Origin of the sequence: Micromonospora sp. B11E3, assembly GCF_039871625.1 — a bacterium.
Taxonomy (GTDB): Bacteria; Actinomycetota; Actinomycetes; order Mycobacteriales; family Micromonosporaceae; genus Micromonospora.
Window position 1 is genome coordinate 58,889 of sequence record NZ_JBDPMC010000032.1, and the last position, 17,077, is coordinate 75,965.

Annotated in this window: 18 protein-coding genes; 13 read left to right on the top strand and 5 right to left on the bottom strand. The window is 75.5% G+C overall.

Going from position 1 to position 17,077, the window contains the following annotated elements:
- Positions 1–9: 9 nt before the first annotated feature.
- From ABGB16_RS17865 to ABGB16_RS17875, 3 genes are all read left to right on the top strand, one after another.
- Positions 10–459 carry an SRPBCC family protein gene (locus ABGB16_RS17865; RefSeq protein WP_347669207.1) on the top strand — a complete coding sequence of 150 codons (450 nt, stop codon included), beginning with the start codon at positions 10–12 and terminating at the stop codon, positions 457–459.
- The gene (locus ABGB16_RS17870; protein WP_347669208.1) at positions 456–1,457 is read left to right on the top strand and encodes an SDR family oxidoreductase; all 1,002 of its coding nucleotides are present in this window, start codon (positions 456–458) and stop codon (positions 1,455–1,457) included. The genes ABGB16_RS17865 and ABGB16_RS17870 overlap by 4 nt, the downstream gene beginning before the upstream one ends.
- Positions 1,458–1,578: 121 nt before the next feature.
- The gene (locus ABGB16_RS17875) at positions 1,579–2,346 is read left to right on the top strand and encodes a polyprenol monophosphomannose synthase (protein ID WP_347669209.1); all 768 of its coding nucleotides are present in this window, start codon (positions 1,579–1,581) and stop codon (positions 2,344–2,346) included.
- 469 nt (positions 2,347–2,815) lie between these two features.
- Here ABGB16_RS17875 and ABGB16_RS17880 read toward each other — a convergent pair whose 3' ends face one another.
- Complete coding sequence (locus ABGB16_RS17880) at positions 2,816–4,420, bottom strand: NAD(P)/FAD-dependent oxidoreductase (RefSeq protein ID WP_347669210.1); 1,605 nt, start codon at positions 4,418–4,420, stop codon at positions 2,816–2,818.
- Positions 4,421–4,492: 72 nt separating this feature from the next.
- Between ABGB16_RS17880 and ABGB16_RS17885 the strand changes: the two genes are divergently transcribed.
- Positions 4,493–5,926, top strand: coding sequence for an aldehyde dehydrogenase family protein (locus tag ABGB16_RS17885; protein ID WP_347669211.1), 1,434 nt, complete (start codon positions 4,493–4,495; stop codon positions 5,924–5,926).
- A gap of 17 nt (positions 5,927–5,943) precedes the next feature.
- Here the strand turns inward: ABGB16_RS17885 and ABGB16_RS17890 are convergent, their stop codons facing one another.
- Positions 5,944–6,345 carry a ChaB family protein gene (locus ABGB16_RS17890; protein WP_347669212.1) on the bottom strand — a complete coding sequence of 134 codons (402 nt, stop codon included), beginning with the start codon at positions 6,343–6,345 and terminating at the stop codon, positions 5,944–5,946.
- 262 nt (positions 6,346–6,607) lie between these two features.
- Here ABGB16_RS17890 and ABGB16_RS17895 point away from each other — a divergent pair, with 262 nt between their 5' ends.
- From ABGB16_RS17895 to ABGB16_RS17910, 4 genes are all read left to right on the top strand, one after another.
- Positions 6,608–7,588 (top strand): YihY/virulence factor BrkB family protein, encoded by a 981-nt coding sequence (locus tag ABGB16_RS17895; RefSeq protein ID WP_347669213.1) that lies wholly within the window; start codon positions 6,608–6,610, stop codon positions 7,586–7,588.
- A 222-nt stretch (positions 7,589–7,810) separates the two neighbouring features.
- A complete protein-coding gene (locus tag ABGB16_RS17900) occupies positions 7,811–8,227 on the top strand; it encodes a DUF2795 domain-containing protein (protein ID WP_347669214.1) in 417 nt (138 codons plus the stop codon).
- Positions 8,228–8,281: 54 nt separating this feature from the next.
- Positions 8,282–8,743 (top strand): SRPBCC family protein, encoded by a 462-nt coding sequence (locus ABGB16_RS17905; protein ID WP_347669215.1) that lies wholly within the window; start codon positions 8,282–8,284, stop codon positions 8,741–8,743.
- Positions 8,744–8,861: 118 nt separating this feature from the next.
- A complete protein-coding gene (locus tag ABGB16_RS17910) occupies positions 8,862–9,122 on the top strand; it encodes a hypothetical protein (RefSeq protein ID WP_347669216.1) in 261 nt (86 codons plus the stop codon).
- A 65-nt stretch (positions 9,123–9,187) separates the two neighbouring features.
- On the opposite strand, the gene ABGB16_RS17915 is transcribed toward ABGB16_RS17910, so the two are convergent.
- Positions 9,188–10,384, bottom strand: a complete 1,197-nt coding sequence (locus ABGB16_RS17915) for an MFS transporter (RefSeq protein ID WP_347669217.1) — start codon at positions 10,382–10,384, stop codon at positions 9,188–9,190.
- 162 nt (positions 10,385–10,546) lie between these two features.
- Between ABGB16_RS17915 and ABGB16_RS17920 the strand changes: the two genes are divergently transcribed.
- Positions 10,547–10,759 (top strand): hypothetical protein, encoded by a 213-nt coding sequence (locus ABGB16_RS17920; protein WP_347669218.1) that lies wholly within the window; start codon positions 10,547–10,549, stop codon positions 10,757–10,759.
- A gap of 42 nt (positions 10,760–10,801) precedes the next feature.
- On the opposite strand, the gene ABGB16_RS17925 is transcribed toward ABGB16_RS17920, so the two are convergent.
- Positions 10,802–11,248: a hypothetical protein gene (locus ABGB16_RS17925; protein WP_347669219.1), complete on the bottom strand. Its 447-nt coding sequence runs from the start codon at positions 11,246–11,248 to the stop codon at positions 10,802–10,804.
- A 180-nt stretch (positions 11,249–11,428) separates the two neighbouring features.
- Here ABGB16_RS17925 and ABGB16_RS17930 point away from each other — a divergent pair, with 180 nt between their 5' ends.
- Positions 11,429–11,803 (top strand): DUF6401 family natural product biosynthesis protein, encoded by a 375-nt coding sequence (locus ABGB16_RS17930; RefSeq protein WP_347669220.1) that lies wholly within the window; start codon positions 11,429–11,431, stop codon positions 11,801–11,803.
- A 122-nt stretch (positions 11,804–11,925) separates the two neighbouring features.
- On the opposite strand, the gene ABGB16_RS17935 is transcribed toward ABGB16_RS17930, so the two are convergent.
- Positions 11,926–12,771: a hypothetical protein gene (locus ABGB16_RS17935; protein WP_347669221.1), complete on the bottom strand. Its 846-nt coding sequence runs from the start codon at positions 12,769–12,771 to the stop codon at positions 11,926–11,928.
- Between the two features lie 212 nt (positions 12,772–12,983).
- On the opposite strand from ABGB16_RS17935, the gene ABGB16_RS17940 reads away from it, so the two are divergent.
- The 3 genes from ABGB16_RS17940 to ABGB16_RS17950 form a co-directional block, all read left to right on the top strand.
- A complete protein-coding gene (locus ABGB16_RS17940; protein WP_347669222.1) occupies positions 12,984–15,107 on the top strand; it encodes a SpoIIE family protein phosphatase in 2,124 nt (707 codons plus the stop codon).
- 40 nt (positions 15,108–15,147) lie between these two features.
- Positions 15,148–15,825 carry an HAD family hydrolase gene (locus ABGB16_RS17945; protein ID WP_347669223.1) on the top strand — a complete coding sequence of 226 codons (678 nt, stop codon included), beginning with the start codon at positions 15,148–15,150 and terminating at the stop codon, positions 15,823–15,825.
- A 118-nt stretch (positions 15,826–15,943) separates the two neighbouring features.
- Positions 15,944–17,077, top strand: a 1,134-nt coding sequence (locus tag ABGB16_RS17950) for a cation:proton antiporter (RefSeq protein ID WP_347669224.1), incomplete at its 3' end; no start/stop codon positions are given.

The window sequence follows — 17,077 nt, forward strand, 5'->3', positions numbered from 1 at the left end:
GGGAACCCAGTGGCGATTGTGGAGAAAGTGATCGGGGCTCCCCCGCAGCAGGTGTTCGACGTCCTCGCCGACGGCTGGACGTACAGCGACTGGGTGGTGGGCACCACGCACATGCGCGACGTCGACGACGCCTGGCCCGCGGTCGGCGCCCAGCTGCACCACCGGGCCGGGCCGTGGCCGTTCTCGATCCAGGACGCCTCCACCGTGCTGGCCTGCGAGCCGCCGCACCGGCTGGTGCTGCGGGCCGGGCTGTGGCCGGCGGGCGAGGCGGTCGTGTCCTTCACCCTGGAGCCGGTCGACGGCGCCGCCGCGACCCGGGTCCGCATGGCCGAGGACTTCGCCGCCGGCCCGCTGCGCCTGGCCCGCAACGCGCTCGGCCACCTGGTGCTGCGCCAGCGCAACAGGGAGACGCTGCGCCGGCTCGCCGACATCGTCACCCGACAGAAGGCGGACCGATGACCAGGACGGTGATGATCACGGGGGCCAGCGCCGGGGTCGGTCGGGCGGTCGCCCGGGCGTACGCCGAGCAGGGCGCCCGACTGGGGCTGATCGCCCGAGGCGCGGCGGGGCTGTCCGGCGCCGAGCGGGACTGCCGGGAGCGGGGCGCCGCCGACGTGCGGGCGTACCAGGTGGACGTGGCCGACGCCGGCGCGGTGCAGCAGGCCGCCGACGACCTGGTGCACCACTCCGGCGGGTTGGACGTCTGGGTGAACGACGCGATGGTGTCGGTCTTCGCCCCCACCTGGGAGATCACCGCCGCGGAGTTCCGGCGGGTCACCGAGGTCAACTACCTGGGCACCGTGCACGGCACGCTCGCCGCGCTGCACCACATGCGCCCGCGCGGGCGCGGGGCGATCGTGCAGGTGGGTTCCGCGCTGGCCTACCGGGGCATTCCGCTGCAGTCGGCGTACTGCGCGAGCAAGCACGCGATCCAGGGCTTCAACGACTCGCTGCGGGCGGAGCTGCTGCACGACAGCCCGGGGGTGAAGCTGTCGATGGTCCAGTTGCCGGCGGTCAACACCCCGCAGTTCTCCTGGGTGCGTACCCGGCTTCCCCGACATCCCCAGCCCGTGCCGCCGATGTTCGCCCCCGAGGTCGCCGCCCGGGCGGTGCTCTGGGCCGCCGAGCACAACCCCCGCGAGCTGAACGTCGGCGGGCCGACCTGGCAGGCCCGCGTCGCCAACACCCTGTTCCCCGGCCTGCTCGACCGCAAGCTGGCCCGGGACGGCTACGACAGCCAGCAGACCGACACCCCGATCGACCCGGCGACCTGGCGGGACAATCTGGACCGCCCCCGCGACGAGCACACCGACCACGGCGCCGACGGGGTCTTCCCGGACCGGGCCCGCACGCGGTCGGCGGCGCTGTGGGTGAGCACCCACAAGCCCGTCCTGTCCTCGGCGGGCGTGCTCACGGTCGTCCTCGCGGCCGCCGGCCTGGCCCGCCGCCCACGCTAGGCGCGGCACTGGGGCGCGCCGCCGCAGGCGTCACGCGTGCGAGTGGGGAGCCGTTATGACCCGGAAGGGCCAACTGGCTACCCTCTCAGGTGACCCTGTCGGCAAACCGAGGATGTCCGTCATGATCGAACCCGTGCAGTTGCCCGCCCCCTGGCGGGACGCACGCCTGACCGTCGTGGTGCCCACCTACAACGAGGCGGGAAACCTGCCGGTGCTGGTCGAGCGGCTCCTCGCGCTGCCCCTGCCCGGCCTGAAGGTGCTGGTCGCCGACGACAACTCCCCGGACGGCACGGGTGAGGTCGCCGACAAGCTCGCCATCGAGCACCCCGACCGGATCGAGGTCGTGCACCGCGCCGGCAAGGAGGGCCTCGGCCGGGCGTACGTGGACGGAATCGGCCGCGCGCTCGACGGCGGGGCGGAGTACGTCGCGCAGATGGACGCGGATCTGTCCCACCCGCCGGAGGCGCTGCCGGGCATGCTCGGCGCGCTGCTGTCCACCCAGGCGGGCGTGGTGATCGGTTCCCGCTACGTCCCCGGCGGCGAGCTCGACGAGGCGTGGCCCTTGTACCGCCGCGCGCTCAGTGGCTGGGCCAACCTCTACGTGCACACGCTGCTGCGGGTGCGCATCCGCGACCTCACCGCCGGTTTCAAGATCTGGCGGGCCGACGCGCTGCGCGACATCGGCCTGGACCGGGTCCAGTCGAACGGCTACAGCTTCCAGGTGGAGATGCACTACCTGGCCACGAAGCTCGGCCACACCATCCTCGAGGTGCCGATCCGGTTCGAGGAGCGGCGCGACGGCATCTCGAAGATGACCACCGCCACCAAGATCGAAAGCGCACTGATGCCGTTCAAGCTCCGCACGCGCCACCGCAACATCCAGCGCTGACGCCCGCCGCGCGCCGCCCGCCGGCGGCCGGGTCCGCCCGCCGGCGGGCGGGGCGCGGACCGGCATGGACCCGCTTTCCACCGGGCGCTACCCTCCGTCATCGCCACGCCCGCCTCTCGCTGCCACTACGCACCGTCGCCGGCGCTGCCGGCACCCACACGTCCTATCGCCCCCTTTGCTCTGCACCCACCACCGCAGCACGGCGCCATCCTGGGCCTCCGACGTCCAGCCGCGGCGGCAGGCGCGCGGGCGGCAATGACGGAGGGTGACTGTTGCGCCCACGGGTGCAGAGCAAAGGGGTCGCACGTCCACGTGGCATGCACGCGGTCGATGACACCGTGTAATCGGAGCACATCGGTGGGGCGGGCGGGTGGCCCCGGGAGACCGGGCGGGTCGAGGGCCGGAGCCCGCGGGAGGACCAGGCCGAGCCGCCTGGTGAGGCTGGCGGGAAGCGCCGCCCGGGCCGGCGTCAGCGGTAGATCGCGTCGTGGGCCGCGGCGATCGCGCGCGCGTACAGGGCGCCCGTGACGGCCCGGTCCCGGGCCAGCGCGGCCCGCGCGGCGTTCGCGCCCGGCGCTCCGTGTACGCCCCCGCCGGGGTGCGCCGAGGAACTGGCGAGGTACAGCCGGTCGACCGGCGTGTCGGCGCGCCCCAGGCCGGGGATCGGCCGCAGGAACAACTGCTGGTACGCCGCCGAGGTGCCGCCGCCGATCGCCCCGCCGACCAGGCTCGGGTCGCCCCGCTCCAGGTCGGCCGGGCCGGCGACGTGCCGCCCGACGATCCGGTCGCGGAAGCCCGGGGCGGCGGCCTCCAACACGTTCTCCATCCGGTCGACGTGCGCGGCGACCTCCTCGGCCCGCCAGGTCCGCCGGAACGGCAGGTGGGTGTACGACCAGAGCGACTCGGTGCCGGCCGGCGAGTGGCTCTGGTCCGCCACGGTCATCTGCCCGACCAGCAGGAACGGGTGCTCCGGCAGCTCGCCCCGGGCCAGCGCGGCGGCGTACGTGGTCAGGCCGTCCAGATCGGCGCCCACGTGCACGGTGCCGGCCCCGGCCACGGCGGGGTTGGTCCAGGGCACCGGTCCGGACAGCGCCCAGTCGACCTTGAGGGTGGAGCCGTCCCAGCGGAAGTGCGCCAGATCCGCCACCAGCCGGGGCGGCAGCGCCGCCGGGCCGACCAGGTCCAGGTAGAGCGCCGGGGCCGGGACGTCGGCGAGCACCGCCCTGCGGGCCCGCCAGGCGGCGCCGCCGACGGTGCGCACGCCCATGGCCCGGCCCCGCGCGGTCAGCACCCGCTCCACCCGCGCGCCGTAGAGGATCCGCCCGCCCCGCCCGGTGAGGCGGGCGACCAGCGCGTCGGTGATCCGCTGCGCCCCGCCGACCGGCACCGGCCAGCCGACCTGCTGGCCGAGCATGGCCAGCAGCCACCCGTACACCCCGGAGCCGGCCTCCTCCGGGGACAGGTCGGTGTGCAGCGCGCAGCCGGCCAGCAGCAGCGGCCCGCCCTCGCCCTCGAACAGCTCCTCGCCGAGCCTGCGGGCCGGGACCAGCAGCCGGCGGGCCAGCCGCAGCGCCCCGCCGACCCGCAGCCGGCGCAGCACGCCGACCCCACCGCGCATCGGCGGGAACGGGCTGGTGACGGCCTCCAGCATCGGCTCGGCGACGCGGCACCAGTCGGCGTACGCACGGCGCCAGCGCTCGGCGTCGGCCAGGGCGAACTCCGCCAGCGAGGCGGCGGTGGCGTCGACGTCCCGGTTGAGCACCGCCGCCCGCCCGTCGGGCAGCAGGTGGGCCAGCACGTCGGGCGCGTGGGTCCAGGTCAGGCCGTACCGGTCGAGGCCCAGGGCGGCCAGCACCGGGGAGGCGTACCCGAGGGGGTAGAAGGAGCTGTACAGGTCGCTGAGGTAGCCGGGGGCGGTCACCTCGGCCGAGCGCACCGCCCCGCCCGGCACCGCGGTGGCCTCCAGCACCAGCACGTCCCAGCCGGCGTCGGCCAGCAGGTTCGCGGCCACCAGCCCGTTGTGCCCCGCCCCGACGACGACGGCGTCCGCCTTCTGCGCGCCGGTCGAGTTCATCCGGTCCGGCTACCCTGCCCGTCACCCGGCGAAACGCGTTTGCCCGGCGGGCGCCGGGGCATCCACCGCCGCATGTACAACGTTGCGCAGCTCATCGGTGGAGTGTGGGGCGCGGGTGGCCAGGGGGGCGAACTGGTCGTGCACGACCCGGCCGACGGCAGCCCGGTCAGCACCGTGCCGGTGGCGACGGCGGACGAGGTCGGCAAGGCGGTGGAGGCGGCGCGGGGCGCGGCGACGGAGTGGGCCGCGACGGACGCCGCGGAGCGGGCGGCGGCGCTGCGCCGGGCCGCGGACGCGGTGGAGGCCGCCGCCGAGGAGCTGGCCGAGGCGGTCACCGCCGAGATGGGCAAGCCCGTCGCGGACGCCCGGGGCGGCGTCGAGGCGGGCATCGCCACCCTGCGGCAGTACGCCGAGCTGGCCCCGGTGCGCGGCGGCCGGACGCTGCTCGGCGGCGGCGACGCCATCGACTTCATGACCCCGCAGCCGCGCGGCGTGGTCGCCGCGATCACCCCCTGGAACGACCCGGTGGCGGTCTCCTGCGGGCTGCTCGGCGCGGCCCTGGTCACCGGCAACGTGGTGCTGTACAAGCCGAGCGAGCGGACCCCCGCGACCGGGTGGCTGCTGGCCCGGGCGCTGGACTCCGCGCTGCCCGCCGGGGTGCTGTCGCTGCTCACCGGCGGCGGGGAGGTCGGGGCGGCGCTCGCCGGGAGCGAGGTGGACGTGGTGGCGCACGTCGGTTCGACGGCGACCGGCCGGACGATCGCCGCGGCCACGGCCCGCACCGGGGCGAAGGCGCTGCTCGAGAACGGCGGCAGCGACCCCCTCGTCGTCGACGCCGACGTCGACCCGGTCTGGGCCGCCGAGCAGGCCGCGCTGGGCGCGTTCGCCAACGCCGGGCAGATCTGCGTGGCGGTCGAGCGGATCTACGTGCACCGGGACGTCGCCGAGGACTTCGTGGCGGCGCTCGTCGGGCGGGCCGAGGCGCTGCGGACCGGCCCGGGCCGGGACCCGGAGACGCAGCTCGGGCCGCTGGTCGACCGGCATCACCGCGACCACGTGCACGGGCAGGTGACGGCGGCGGTGGCCGAGGGGGCCCGGGTCCGCACCGGCGGCACGATCCCCGACGGACCGGGCACGTTCTACCCGGCGACCGTGGTCACCGACTGCCGGCACGAGATGACCCTCGCCCGGGAGGAGACCTTCGGGCCGGTCGCCCCGGTGGTGGTCGTCGACTCGTTCAGCGAGGCGCTGAAGTGCGCCGCCGACTCCCCGTACGGGCTGGCGGCGACGGTCCTCACCGGCTCGATGAGCCACGCCCAGCGGGCCTGGCGGGAGCTGCCGGTCGGCACCGTGAAGATCAACGCGGTCTTCGGCGGGGCGCCTGGCGGAGCCGCCCACCCGCGTCGGGCCAGCGGCCAGGGCCACGGATACGGGCCGGAACTGCTCGACGAGTTCACCGCCACGAAGGCCGTCCACATCGAGGCTCCCGGCGGGGGCCACTGGTGACCCCCGCCGGGCGTCGGTCAGTCGCCCCGGGCCCTGCGGGTCTCCCGGTCGTTGGCCTTCTGGATGGCCTTGACCAGCTCCGGCTTGGTCATCCTCGAACGCCCGGGGACGTCGAGCTTGCGGGCCACCTCCATCAGGTGCTCCTTCGGGGCGTTGGCGTCCACGCCCGCCGCCGTCGGGGCGCGCCGGGCCGGACCGCCGCCGGCCGCCTGACGGTCGCTGGGGCCCTTGCGACCCTTGGGCTCCCAGTGGTCGCCCACCTTCTCGAACTCGTGCTTCAACGCGGCGAACGCGGTGCGGTGCGCCCGCTGCCCCTCGCCGTACGTCTGCACCGCCGAGTCGTGCGTCTTGGCCCAGGTACGCTGCGCCTTCTCCGGAGAGCGTCGCAGCGTGCTGGGCAACACCTCGCGCCCAGGCATGTCTCCTCCTCCTCGTCCGACGTCTCTTCGGATTGACGGTTCCCCCAGCCCGTACCGGCAAACCGGCCGGCGCGGCCCGGTACGGGTTTGTCAGTGTCCGCCCCCGGGTACCGGCCCGGCCAGGCACGCCGGGTGAGCGGGCGACCGGGGCGCCGGGTACCGGCCGGGCCAGGCGAGCAAGCAGGCGGCCGGCGAGCGAGCAGGCGGCCGGCGAGCGAGCAGGCGGCCGGCGAGCGGGCGGCCGGGGTTTCAGGGGGCGGGCATGGCGACGACGGCGGAACCGGGCACCGCGCCCGGCGGGCAGCGGGTACGACTCCCCCGGCGGATCCGCCAGCTGAGCTGGCGCACCTGGCGCGGCGTGCTGGTGCGCAGCGGGCGCAACTTCGTCACGGACAACTGCGCGGACTGGGCCGCCGCGCTCACCTACTACGGCGTGCTCGCGCTGTTCCCGTCCGCGATCGTGGTGGTGGCCCTGGTCGGCCTCGTCTCCGACGGCGAGCGGACGGTGGACACGGTCATCGGCCTGGCCCGGGACGTCGGCGCCGGCTCGGTGGTCGGCAACGACGCCTTCGTCGGCGTGGTGCGGGGCGTGGTGGACCAGCAGGGCGGCACGTCGGCGTTGCTCAGCTTCGGCCTGCTCGGCGCGCTGTGGTCGGCCTCCGGGTTCATCGGCGCGTTCACCCGGGCGTCCAACGCCATCTACGGGGTCGAGGAGGGCCGGCCGTTCTGGCGGCTGCGACCGCTGCAGATCGGCCTGGCGGCCCTGTCGCTGGTGCTGCTGGCCGTGGTGGCCACCGGGCTGATCGTCAGCGGTCCGGTCACCGACGCGGTGGGCGACCTGCTGCACGCCGGCGGCCTCGCGCGTACGGTGTGGAGCGTCGCGAAGTGGCCGGTGCTGGCCGCGGTGATGATGGTGCTGCTGTCGCTGCTGTTCTGGATCGCCCCGAACGTGCGGCAGCCGCGGTTCCGCTGGCTCACCCCGGGCGGGGCGGTCGCCCTGCTCTCCTGGGCGCTCGTCTCCTTCGGCTTCGGCCTGTACGTGACCAACTTCGGCTCGTACGACGTGACGTACGGCAGCCTCGGCGCGGTGATCGCGTTCCTGGTCTGGCTCTACCTGTCCAACTCGGCGCTGATGCTCGGCGTGCAGATCAACGCCGAGGTGCAGCGGGGACGGGCGCTGCAGGCCGGCGACCCCGACCCCACCGAGCCGGTCCTGCCGCCCCGAGCCAAGGCCTCCCCCTGACCCCTACGCCGGGCGGCAGCCGCGCCGTTCCGTTCGCGCCAAGACCTCCCCCTGACCCCTACGCCGGCGGCAGCCGCGCCGTTCCGTTCGCGCCAAGACCTCCCCCTGACCCCTACGCCGGCGGCAGCCGCGCCGTTCCGTTCGCGCCAAGACCTCCCCCTGACCCGCCGCCGGCAGGCCTACCGCGGTTTACCGGCGGTCCCCCCGGGTAGCGCAGAAGGCATGGAACGTGGCAGCAGCAAGCACGCCCCCAGGGTGGACGAGCAGATGAGCCAGGAGGTCAGCGGCCTCGTGCAGGGGCCGGGGACCGGTGGCTCCCGGGTCGAGGAGTCCCGGGTTCCGGAACCGGCGGGCGAGGACCAGCCGGAGGCCACCACGGCGCCGGCGGGCGAGCTGCGCAGCGGCGCCCCCAAGGGGATGAGCTCCCGGGACGTGGAGGAGCGCAGCCGGTTGGGGCGGTTCATCACGATGACGGCGCTGCCGGGCGACCGGGAGGCGCTGGTCGCGAACGCGCTCGCCAACGCCGCTCCGGACGACCTGGTCACCGCCCTGCGGGGCCTGCCGCCCGACACGGTCTACCAGACGGTGTCCGAGGTGTGGGCCGCGCTCGGGAACAAGAACGAGACGACGCGCTGGTGACCCGGGTCGCCGCCCGACCCGACGAGGCGCCGGCGCAGGAAGGAGGGACCGCCGATGAGCGGTGTCACCGAACACGTGGACGTGGCCGTCCCGGTCCGGACCGCGTACGACCAGTGGACCCAGTTCGAGGAGTTCCCGCACTTCATGGAGGGGGTGCGGGAGGTCCGGCAGCTGACCGACACGATGACCCACTGGACGGTCGAGATCGCCGGGGTCAAGCGGGAGTTCGACGCCGAGATCACCGAGCAGCTCCCGGACGAGCGGGTCGCCTGGCACTCCACCGGCGGCACGCGACAGGCGGGGGTGGTGACCTTCCACCGCCTCGACGAGGGCAACACCCGGGTCACCCTCCAGCTGGAGTTCGAGCCGCACGGAGCGGTGGAGCAGACCGGCGACAAGCTGGGCCTGGTCGACCGCCGGGCCAAGGGCGACCTGGAGCGGTTCAAGCAGTTCATCGAGCGCCGCGGTCAGGAGACGGGCGCCTGGCGCGGCACCGTCGCCCGCCCGCAGCCCTGAGATCCCCCCGACCCGAGCCGAAGGTGGCCGCCGGCATCCGGCGGCCACCGCCGTGTCCCGGTCCGGCCCCGGCGCCGGGCGGCCGTTTGCGATCACCCGGCCGGGGTACCGCGAGAGCATGACGGACAACGACAGCCACGTGTGGCGCGACGAGGACGACCTCCCCTTGGAGCAGCTGGACCGGGTGGTCGCCCGGTCGACGCCCGACGGGCAGGCCGACGACGTGACCGGCGGCGACGCGGGCGGGGAGGCGGCGTTCGGGCACGGCCCGGAGGCGGTCGACCGGGGCGCGGCGCCGCCCGGGCGGGAGCGCCAGCGGACCGACCCGGACCGGGCGTACCGGCCGTCGACGACGGGCCGCACCGGACCGGACGTCTGAGCCCGCCGCCCGCCCCGCCCGGTCGGCGCGGGCGGGACGGGCGGGACGGGAACGCCGGCCGGCCCTCAGGGTCGCGGGCGGGACGCCACGCGGTGCAGGACGACCAGGGCCACGGCGAGCACCAGCAGCGCGGGCCCGAGCGCCTCGACCGAGGTGCGCCCGAGCAGTACGCCGATCCCGGTGGGCACCACCGATCCGCCCAGCCCGGCGGCGGCGATCTGCACGCCGATGGTCCGGTCCGCGTGCGCGGCGCCCACCCGCTCGGCCGTGTTGAGCGTGAGCAGCGGGAAGACCGGGGCGGCGGCGAAGCCCAGCACCAGCAGCCCGGTCACCGCGACCCAGGCGGGCGCGGGCAGGGCGACCAGCGCCGCACCGGCGGCCATCCCGAGCAGGCTCCCGCGCAGCACCCGCGCCGGGCCGAGCCGCTCGGCCCCGATCCCCTGCACCACCCGCCCCACGAACAGGCTCCCCCAGTACCCGGACACGGCCACCCCGGCCACCCCGGCGGTCAGCCCCCGCCCTTCGGTGAGCAGCAGGAACGCCCACAGTCCGGCGCCGATCTCGATCGCCACGTACACGACGAAGGCGACCGCGCCCAGCCACACCGCCGGCAGGCGCAGGGTGTCGCGGGGCCCGACGGGGGCGACCGCCGCGGCGGGTGCGTCCCCGTCCGGGCCCGCCGGCGCCCGGTTCCGCCAGGCCCGCACGGTCAGGGCGAACGCGGCCGCGAGGGCGAACTGGACGGCGGCGACCACGCCGTACCCCCAGCGCCAGCCGAGGCCGGTGCCGAGCACCCCCGTCATGATCAGCGGGCCGACGGCCACGCCGAGGCCGAAGAAGGCGTGCATCCAGTTCATGTGCCGCGGGCCGTACACCCCGGCCGCGTACGCGTTGAGTCCGGAATCGATCGCGCCGGAGCCGAAGCCGAGCAGCAGCGCGCAGCCGGTCGTGACGGCCACCGCAGGGCTGGTGGCGTAGCCGGTGAGGGCGAGGCTGGTCAGCAGGGTGCTGCCGGCGAGCAGCGCGCCGACGCCGAGGCGGGCCAGGGTGAACCCGGCCAGCACGCTGGAGGTCAGGTAGCCGGCGGTCCCCGCCGTGAGCAGCAGACCCACCGCCTCGGTCGGCACGCCGAAGTCCGCGCGGATGGACGGCCAGCCGACGCCGAGCAGCCCGTCGGGCAGGCCGAGGCTGGCGAACGCGAGGTAGGCGAGCAGAAGCAGGGACGCACGGGGCGAGGAGGCGCGGGGCGGGGAGGGGGCCACGGGGCACCATCCTGCCCCAGTTCCGCAGCAAGGTCAGGCCCGGTGTCCACCTCCCCCGAAACGACAAGAATCGCGGGCCGAACGGTCAGGAAAACGGACAGGTCAGCCAGAATCGCCTAATGGGCTGACGGCGATCAGGGGCCGTCGCGTAAGACTTTCGGGATGCAACAGGGCTCCGGCTTCCTCACCCTTCGTCAGCGCCGCCTCGCCTGGCTCGGCTTCCTGCTCGCCGCCGTCCAGGCGCCGATCGCCGCCAAGCTGGTCTCCGACGACTCGTGGCTGTTCAGCCTCTGCGTCGCCCTGATGGTGGCCACCCTGATCATCGCGGACGACGCCGCCCGGCGCCGCCCGGCCGGCGCGCGCTCCTCGGACTGACCCGCGGCGGGGCCCCCGACCAGGGAAGGGCGGGCGACCCCGCTACCCGGCCGTGCCGGGGCGCGCCTCGTGACCCGGACGGCCCCGGCTGCGCCGCCGCTCCTTCATCTCCGCCTCGTACAGATGGCGCCGGCCGCCGACCAGTTCCTCGCGGGCCTGCCGGTCCACGTCCCGGAACAGCGCGTAGTAGCCGTCGTCGAAGTCCTCGACGATCTGGAACGTCCACCGCCCGGCGATCACGTTGCGGCCGAGCAGCTCGGTCGAGATCCGGTCGGCGATCGCGTGCTGCCCGGCCGCGCGGAACTGCGCGACGGCGTCGTCGAGCATGAGGTCGGCATGGCCGACCAACTGGTGCAGCGAGTACAGGTGCCCACGCGCCCGCTCGATCGTCTCCAGCGCCTCGCTGAGCCTGCCCAGGGCGGCCACCGTGGCGTCGCTCACCCCGGCCGGCCGGCGGTGCCGCTCGTCGGGTCCGTCCTGCCGTCCCATCCGTACCTCCTGTCGCGCCGCGCGGTTCGCGTGGTTCCCGTCCCGCCTCGCCGCGTCTCCCTTCTGCCCCACGGCGGCCGGGTCAATCCCCTCGGCCGGGACCCGAGCGATGGGTGGACGACCCGGTACCGGCCGACCGGCCGACGCGGCTCCTGGACCGGCCGGTTAGCCTCGATCCTCATGCGTGTGCCGTTCAACCGGGTGGCTGCCCCCTCCGTCACGGACTCCGCCGGCGCCGTCCTCGCCGCGCTGGCCGCCTCCCTCGGCACCGCCGGGCTCGCCGCCGCGGCGACCCGCCCCGGGCTGCACGCCGAGATCGACCAGCACGCCGCGGCCGTGCGCGACAGCCTCGCCGGAGACGTCCGGCCACTGACCCGCGCCGCGCTCGCCGGGTACGCCGAGGGCGTCCGGTCGGCGGCACGGGAGCACGGCTGGCAGCCGCCCGTCGGCCCGACCGACTGGTCCGAGCCGGAATGGCTGCTCACCCGCCTGCTCGCGGTCTGCGCGCTGGCCGAGTCCCTGCCCGCCCGCCCCCCGGCGCTGCCGCCCCTCTGAGCCGGCCCCGGAGGGGAGGGCACCGAGCCCGAGCGGGACGCCCGGAGCGCCCCGCCCCGACCCCGGCCGTACGGCGAGGAGGGCGCCCGCGCCTCGCGGACACCCTCCTCTCCTGGCGCTGCTCAGCCGGCCGAGCGCGGGAACTGCTGGGTTTCCTCGCCCCGGGCGCCGGACATCGACTCGGGGCGTGCCATGGGGCGGGTGCGCTCGGCCGCCGCCCGGTCGGCCATCTGCCGCTCCACGTCGCCGCGCCCGGCGGCCCGGGCCTCCCGGCGCTCCCGGATCGCGTGGGATTCCTGGGCGGCGCGGTTCAGCCAGTTCTCCCACCGGCTCTGCATCGGCTTCACCAGGCCGCCGCCCACGCCGACGACGAGGATGCCGGCCACCGTGGCGAGCACCGCGATCAGCACCGGGGTGGTCACCGTGGTAGCGATGCCCACCTGGTTCAGGGCGGCGATGATGCCGAGCGCCAGGATGAAGATCGCCGCCAGGTCGGCCAGGACCCGGCCGTACGACAGCCCGCCCAACGCGCCGGTGACCAGCTCGCGTACGGCGTTGGCGATGGCGGCGGCGATCACCACGATGACGATCGCGACGAACGCCCGCGGCAGCCAGGCGACCACGCCGCGGATCAGGTCGCTGATCGGATTCGGGCCCCACACTCCGAAGGCGAACTGCAGGGTGAACAGCAGGACGGCGTAGTACGCCAGTCTCGCCAGGATGTCGCTGGCGTCGTACTTGGTGCGTTCCAGCGCGCGCTTGACGCCGCCGCGTTCGACCCACCCGTCGAACCCCACCCGTTCCAGCACCCTGTCCACGATTTTGAGCACCGCTTTGGCGATGAGCCAGCCCACCACGAGGATCACGACGAACGCCACGGCCCTCGGGATGAACAGCAGCACGGACCTCCAGAAATCGGTCAGGGCGGCCCCGATGTTGACCTGCCCTGCCGCGAGGGTTGTCGGCATGGTGTCCCTCCTGTCGCATGGACTTCGGCGGGGCGCATACCCGGCCCGCCGCGTGACACGCGGCCCGATCCGCCCGAATTTCCCGACATCTCTCCCAAAGCGGCCGTGACCTGCCCCGACATGGCCCGGGGGGTGGCCGAACCCGCGGCCGCCGCACGCCGCTCGGCGACGCGATCGGACCGTTCGGCGCAGCGTCCGGCTAGGCTGCGGACATGCCAGGCACCGTCGGGCGAGTCCCCACGCCAACCACGCCCGCCGGGGAGCCCACCGGCTCCGACGCGGCCGGCGTCGTTCCCGGCCACCGCTGGGCCGGCACGGCGCTCGGCCCGCGGCAGGGGTGGGACCCGGCGGTACGGGTGGTCGTGGACCTGGTCCTCGCCTCCCCGGTCCCGATGGCGTTCGCCTACGGCGACGACCTCCGGCTGCTGTACAACGACGGGTACGCCGCGCTGCTCGGCGACCGGCACCCGGCCGCCATCGGCCAACCGGCGGCCGAGGTGTTCGGCGAGTCCTGGCACGAGCCGGGCGTCGGCGACGTGATCACGCGCGCGTACCGGCACGGGGAGTCGTTCCTGGACCGGGAGGCGGTGCTCGCGCACGACCGGCATCCCCCCGACGCCCGGCAGCAGGCCGCCTTCTCCCGGGGGCACTCCCCGGTCCGGGACGGCGCCGGGCGGATCGTCGGGGTGCTGACCGTCGCCGCCGAGACCAGCCAGGTCACGGAGCAGTTGCAGAGCCTGGGCGAGTTCGCCGCCGCGCTGGCCGGCACCCTCACCCTCGACGACGTCGCCCGCGTCGCCCTGCGCTACGCGCTCGCCTCGTTCGACGCCGACCGGGTCGCCTTCGGGGTGGACGACGGCGCCGGGTGGCGGACGGTCCGGCGGGTACGCGGGGAGCTGCTCGACGAGGCCGACGAGCGGCTGCCCCCGCTGTGGCGGCGACCACCCGCCGACTCCGCCGCACCGCTGGTCGTGGCCGCGCGCAGCGGCGTGGCCCAGTACGTCGCCGACGGCCAGCCGCTGCACGACATCGCCGCGGACCGGCACGACCAGAAGGTGCGGTCTCTGGCGGCGCAACCGCTGCGCACCTCGGCGCTGCGCGGTGCGCTGACCGTCGGCCACCACCGGGCGCACCCGTGGTCGGCCGCCGAGCGGGCCCTGCTGGCGGCCTCGGCGGAGCTGATCGGTCAGGCCGCCGAGCGCGCCCGCCGGTTCGAGACCCAGCACGGCACCGCCCAGCTGCTGCAGCGCAGCATGCTCCCCGCGCGGCTGCCCGACCTGCCCCGGCTACGCATCGCCGCCCGGTACGACCCCGGCGTCGACGGCAACGCCGCGGGCGGCGACTTCTACGACGCGTTCCTGCTGCCCACCGGGCAGCTCGGCGTCGTGCTCGGCGACGTGGCCGGCCACGACGTGCAGGCCGCCGCCCGGATGGGCCAGGTCCGGGCCGCGCTGCGCGCGCTGGCGCTGACCGACCCCCGCCCGGACGCCGTGCTCGCCGGCCTGGACCGCCTGGTGGACAGCCTCGGCACGGAGACCGGCACGCAGGAGCTGTTCGTGACCGTGGTGTTCGGCGTGATCGACGCGGACCGCGAGTTGCTCGCCCTGGCCAGCGCCGGGCATCCCGCCCCGCTGGTGCGGCGCTGCGCGCCCGACGGCGAGCCGGTGGCCGAGTACGTCGACCTGCCGCCCGGGGCCCCGCTGGGGCTCGGCTGCGCCCCGCGCACCGCCACCGTCCGCTTCGCCCCGGGGGACACGCTGCTGCTGTTCAGCGACGGGGTGGTGGAGCGGCGCTGGCAGGGCCTGGCGGCCGGGCTGACCGGTCTCGCCGCCGCCGTGGCCGGCGCCGCCAGCGGCGATCCGCGGGCGCTCTGCGCGGTGGCCACCGCCGCCGTGGACGGCGCCACCGAGGACGACGTGGCGGTGCTGGCCGTCGAGCACGCGCTGATGCCGAGCCGCTCGGCGAGCATGGAGGTGCCGGCGGAGCCGACCGCGCCGAGCCGGGTACGGCACTGGATGACCGCGCAGCTCACCGACTGGCAGGTGCCCGAGTCGGTGGTCGGCGCCGCCGTGCTGTGCACCAGCGAACTGACCACCAACGCGCTGCTGCACGCCGGCACGGCCGCCCGGGTCGACATCGACCTCAGCCCCGAACGACTGCTGGTGTCCGTGGCCGACTCCGGCACCCGGGGCACGGTGACCCGGGCGCAGACGGACACGTTGAGCAGCCGGGGGCGCGGGCTCGGCCTGATCGAGCAGCTCAGCGACGCGTGGGGCACCGACCCGACCGTACGCGGCTCGACGGTCTGGTTCGAGATCCTCATTCCGCCGCCGTAGACACGCGTCGGCGCAGTGCCGACCGGGTAGGAGGGGACGCATGAGCGCGGAGAAACCCTGCGGCGTCCTCCTCGACGTCGACGGCACCCTCGTCGACACCACCTACCTGCACACGGTGAGCTGGTGGGAGGCGCTGCGCCAGGCCGACCGGCCGGTGCCGATGGCGCTGATCCACCGGTCCATCGGCATGGGCTCGGACAATCTGCTCGATCACCTGCTCGGCCGGGAACGGGACCGGGGCGCGGACGGCCGGCTGCGCGACGCCCACGACAGCCTGTACGCCGAGTACTGGCAGCGGCTGACCCCGCTGCCCCGCGCCGCCGACCTGCTGCGGGCCCTGTCCGCCCGGGGGTTGCGGGTCGTGCTCGCCACCTCCGCCGCCGAGCACGAGGTCGGCGCGCTGCGCCGGGCGCTCGCCGCCGACGACGTGATCGACGAGGTGACCTCCTCGGCGGACGCCGACCGCAGCAAGCCCGCGCCGGACATCCTGGTCGCGGCGCTGGAGCAGTCCGGCCTGGAGGCGTCCCGGGTGGTCTTCGTCGGCGACTCGGTCTGGGACGTCGCCGCCGCCGGCAAGCTGAACATCCCCTGCGTCGGCCTGACCTGCGGCGGCACCAGCCGGGGCGAGCTGGCCGGGGCCGGCGCGGTGGCGGTCTACGACGACCCGGCCGCGCTGCTGCACGCGCTCGAGGACTCCCCGATCGCCGCGCTGACCTGACTGCGGCCCCCACGGTCCGGAGATCGATTCCGGACACCGGCGCATACCGCGACGGCGGACGGGGCAAGGTCCGTCACCACCTGCCCGCGCGCCGCGGGCGCGGCCGAGAGGTGGTGTCGTGGAGCCGGTGGACGTCGCGTTCGCGGTGGTGGGCCTGGGCGCCCTGCTCGCCGGGATCCTGCCCCGGGTGCTGGAACGCCGGCCGTTGTCCATGCCGATCGCCTTCCTCGGCCTGGGCATGGTGGTCTTCCTGCTCCCCACCGGGCTGCCCAGGCCCGACCCGCTCGCCCACCCGGCGGTCGCCACGCACCTCACCGAGATCGGCGTGATCGTCGCGCTCATGGGCGCGGGCCTGAAGATCGACCGGCCGTTGAGCCGGGCACGGTGGTCGTCCACCTGGCGACTGCTGGCGGTGGCGATGCCGCTGTGCATCGCGGCGGTGGCGCTGCTCGGCTGGTGGTGGGCCGGGCTGGTGCCGGCCGCCGCGCTGCTGCTCGGCGCGGCGCTCGCCCCGACCGACCCGGTGCTGGCCTCCGACGTGCAGGTCGGCGAGCCGACCGACGTGGAGGACTCCGAGGACGAGGTGCTGTACAAGCTGGCCGTCGGCGTCGGCGGTGGGCTGCTGGTCGGCTGGCTGCTCGGCAAGCTGTTCTTCCGCGCCCCGAGCAACCTGCGGCTGGCCCGGCACGCCGAGGGTTTCCTGGCCCTGGCCGCCACGTTCCTGGCGTACGGGCTGGTGGAGGTCGTCGGCGGGTACGGCTTCCTGGCCGTGTTCGTCGCGGCGCGGGCGATCCGGGCCGCGGAGCGTACCCACGAGTTCCACACCGTGCTGCACGCCTTCGCCGAGCAGACGGAGCGGCTGCTCACCGTCCTGTTGCTGCTGCTCTTCGGCGGAGCGGTGGTCGGCGGCCTGCTGGCCACGCTGACCTGGCCGGCGGCGCTGGTCGGGTTGGCCCTGGTCCTGGTGGTCCGGCCGCTGACCGGCTGGCTGTCGCTGCGGGGCGCGCCGGGCCGGCCGGCGGAGCACTGGGTGATCGCGCTGTTCGGCATCCGCGGCGTCGGCTCGTTCTTCTACGTGGCGTACGCGACGACCGAGCTGGACTTCCCGCAGGCCGACCTGGTCTGGGCCACCGTCGGGCTGGTGGTGCTCGTCTCGGTGGTGGTGCACGGGGTGGCCGCCACCCCGGTCATGCAGCTCCTGGACCACCCGCACCCCCACCTCCCACCCCTCCCCCACCCCCTCCTCCCCGAC